The 3,578-nt window shown below is 64.1% G+C and carries 3 protein-coding genes; all 3 read right to left on the reverse strand.

Going from position 1 to position 3,578, the window contains the following annotated elements:
* On the reverse strand, positions 1-1,429 hold a 1,429-nt coding region (locus WCE35_RS08195), incomplete at its 3' end, for a cytochrome P450 (protein ID WP_424592847.1).
* 132 nt (positions 1,430-1,561) lie between these two features.
* Positions 1,562-2,557, reverse strand: coding sequence for an alpha/beta fold hydrolase (locus WCE35_RS08200; protein ID WP_424592848.1), 996 nt, complete (start codon positions 2,555-2,557; stop codon positions 1,562-1,564).
* A gap of 12 nt (positions 2,558-2,569) precedes the next feature.
* A partial coding sequence (locus WCE35_RS08205) for a WS/DGAT domain-containing protein (protein WP_424592849.1) occupies positions 2,570-3,578 on the reverse strand: 1,009 nt, incomplete at its 5' end.

Here is a 3,578-nt window from a genome sequence, read left to right on the forward strand (position 1 = left end):
CTGCGGCGCCGCCGGCGAAAGCGCCGCGCTCGCGGTCGGCGCGCGCGCGCACCTTGATCTTGAATCCGTCCGGCTTGATCGTCAGCGTTTCCTTCAGATGCATCTGGTAGCGATGGATGTCCATCAGCTTGAAGCGCTGCAGGATCATGCCGATCGCCAGCGCCGCCTCATGCATCGCAAAGCCGCGGCCGATGCAGGCGCGCTGGCCGTTGCCGAACGGCTTCCAGGCGTTGATCGGGCGCTTGGCCTCGGCCTCGCGGCTGAAATTTTCCGGATCGAACGCATCCGGGTTCGGCCCCCACACGCTTGCGTCGCGGTGCAGCGCCATCACCAGCACCGTGATGAAGGTGTTCTTCTTCAGCCTGTACTTGCCGCCGATGGTCTCGTCGTTGAGCGGCGCGATGCCGTAAGCCGGCGCCGGCGGCCACAGCCGCAGCGCCTCCTTCAGGATCTGCGTGATGTAGCTGAGCTGCGTCACCTGCTGATAGGTCGGCCTGGCCTCGATATCGGGTCCGAGCACCCGGTCGACTTCCTCATAGGCCTTCCTGAGCACTTCGGGATGCTTGAGCAGCGCGTAGATCGTGCACGACAGCAGGCCGCTGGTGGTCTCGTGTCCCGCGATCAGGAAGGTGTTGATCTGGTAGCGGATGTTGACGTCGTCGAGCTGCTCGCCGGTTGCGCGGTCGACGCCGGTCATCATCGCCCCGAGCATGTCCTTCTTGGCCTCGGCCGCCTCCGCGTTGCCGCGCCGCTCGGCGATGATCTCGTCGACCATCCTGTTCATGAAGGCGACGTCTTCGGCGAGTGTCTTGCGCCGCTTCTGCATCCACAGATTTTCCAGCGGCAGGCCGCGGGTCATCATGATGGTCTCGAGCGAGCGCACCAGCGATTCCACGAACGGATGGTAGTCGCGGCGATAGAACGAGTTGAACCGGTAGTCGAACCCGCACAGCCCGATGGTGTCGAGCGTCAGCGCGGTCATGTCGTGGACGACGTCGATTTCCTCGTCCGCGTTCAGCCGCTGCCACTTCTTGACGAGCTGCTCGGCGATGTCGACCATGCTCGGGTGATAGGACTGCATGGCGCGGTTGCCGAACGGCTGCAGCAGGATGTTGTGCGCCTTGCTCCAGTTCGGCTCCGTGGTGTCGGCGGTGAACAGGCCGTCGCCGGCGACCGCCCGCACGCGGCGCAGCGGCCCACGCACCGCCTTGTCGAACCGTTTCTCGTCGCTGAGCTCGTCGACCAGCGCGTGGCCCGACACGATCACGAGCGGCGCGCCCATCATGTCGAGCCAGAAAATCGGCCCCAATTGCTTGGCCAGCCGGGTCAGATTTTGCACCGGCGCGCTCGAGTCCAGCGACAGCATGTTGCCGACTACCGGCTTGGTCGGCGGATGCGGAATCGGGCTCAGTCTGTTCGTCGATGCCATCGCGATAGTATCTCCTGCCCGCTTGCCAAATAAGTGCCGTCATTGCGAGGAGCACTTGCGACGAAGCAATCCAGTCTTCGCTGCGACCAGGTGGATTGCTTCGCTTCGCTCGCAATGACGATTTTCCGCGCCCTACCCAAATCGCCTTCTACGCCATTCGATCAGCTTGGCGCTGACCTCCTCCGGTCTTTCCTGCTGCGTCCAATGGCCGCTGCCCCGCACCAGATATTTCTCGAGGTCGGGGACGATCTTCTCCATGCCGTCGGCCGCCGACGGCGGCAGCACGTGATCGTTCTCGGCCATGATCATCAGCGACGGCACCCGCACGGTGTGATCGAGGCCGGCCGAGCGCTGCCAGTTGCGCGACATGTTGCGGTACCAGTTGATGCCGCCGGTGAAGCCGGATTTGGTGAAGGTGTCGACGAACACCTTCTTCTCCTCCGGCGACAGGATCGGCGTACGCGGATCATGCCTGGCGTCGTAATTGGCGATCATCTGCGGGAACGCCAGATTGAGCCGCGGCGACGCCCCGACCCCTGCGGTCGGCGGCTCCGAAGGCGCGGTATCGGCGCGCGGCACCGGCTTCTTCATGAAGGCATCAAAGGTCTGTTCGACCCGGCTGTCGAATATCTTGTCCGCTTCGCGGGAGGGGTCTTGAAACTGCACGATATACATGTGCTCACCGAAGCGCTGGCGGAACAGCTCGATCGGATCCGCCGGCGCGCGATCGCTATGCGGCGTGTTGACGCCGACGACGCCGGCAACGCGGTCGAGATGCCGCAGCGGCATCTGCCAGACGATGAAGCCGCCCCAGTCGTGGCCGACAAAGATCGCCTTGTCGATCTTCAGATGGTCGAGCAGGCCGACCAGATCGCCGGTCAGATGCTCGATGTCATAGGCTTCGACCGGCTCGGGCCGGTCGGTCGCGCCATAGCCGCGCTGGTCCGGCGCGATCACCCGGATGCCGGCCTCACCCAGCGCCTTGATCTGGTGACGCCAGGAAAACGCGATCTCCGGCCAGCCATGGCAGAGCACGACCGGCGGCCGGTCGGTCCGCGGTCCGGCCTCGTAATAGCCCATGCGAATGCCGTTGGTTTGGGCGAACTGCAGCGGCGGCATTTCCAGCATCTTTCCGAACCTCTATTCAGCCGCGCGATGAACATCGGGCGGCGGCGCGAATGCCGCTTCCAGTGCTTCGAATTCCAGCGGCAGCATGTCGCACAAGACCTGGACGTGGGGAATGATATTGGCGCCGGCGATGAAACCGAAATCGAGCTGGTCGCGATAGCTCTGCACGGTGATGTTGAGCGCGAGCCCGTGGGTCGAGATCGACACCGGGAAGATGTGCAGCAGTTCGGCGCCCGCCGCATACAGCGTCTGGCGCGGGCCCGGCACGTTGGACACCGTGATATTGGCCGCCGGCGGCAATACGTCCGAGAGGTTGGAGCGGCTGTACAGCAGCGCCATGATCTGCACCAGGATCGGCGCACCCAGCAGCGAGATGTTGGAGACCTGCGGCATCAGGGCGCGCAGCGGATGCGACATTTCCTTCGATTTGGCGGATTGCGCGATGATCGCTTCCAGCCGCGCCTTGGGGTCCTCGATGTCGGTCGCGATCGAACAGATCATGCCGAACACCTGGTTGTTGGCGTCGGTGTTGCCCTCCTCGCGCAGCGAGATCGGCACCGCGGCGGTCATTGATTTGGTCGGCAGCGCGCCCTGCTGCAACAGATAGCGCCGCACCACGCCGGAGGCGAGCGCCAGCACCACGTCGTTGAGCTTGCCGCCGGATTGCTTGGCCAGCGCCTTCGCCCGCGACAGCGAGATCGACGTTCCCGCAAAACTGCGTTCCGACGAGATCGCCTTGTTCAAAATGGTCGGCGGCGAGACCATGCCGGCGATGCTGTCGCGCGACGCCGGATCGGAGATCTTGCCGATCACGTCGGAAACGCTTTTCAGCATCGTCGGAATGCTGCCGGCGAACTTCACCGCGTTTTCGATCTGGAACATGGCGTTGTCGAACAGGATCGATCCGAGATCGCTCTTGCCGGAACGCGGCAGGTCGAGGGTCTTCGGCGTCGACGAGCCGTCGAAGGGCTGGCGCCAGAGCTGCTGGTAGGAATCGATCAGATTGGCGGCGATGTTGCGC

Origin of the sequence: Bradyrhizobium sp. (assembly GCF_049691595.1) — a bacterium.
Classification (GTDB): domain Bacteria; phylum Pseudomonadota; class Alphaproteobacteria; order Rhizobiales; family Xanthobacteraceae; genus Bradyrhizobium.

Coding starts and splice junctions, on each gene's coding strand:
- WCE35_RS08200 (WP_424592848.1), bottom strand. CDS start 2,557: ATGCTGGAAATGCCGCCGCTGCAGTTCGCCCAAACCAACGGCATTCGC.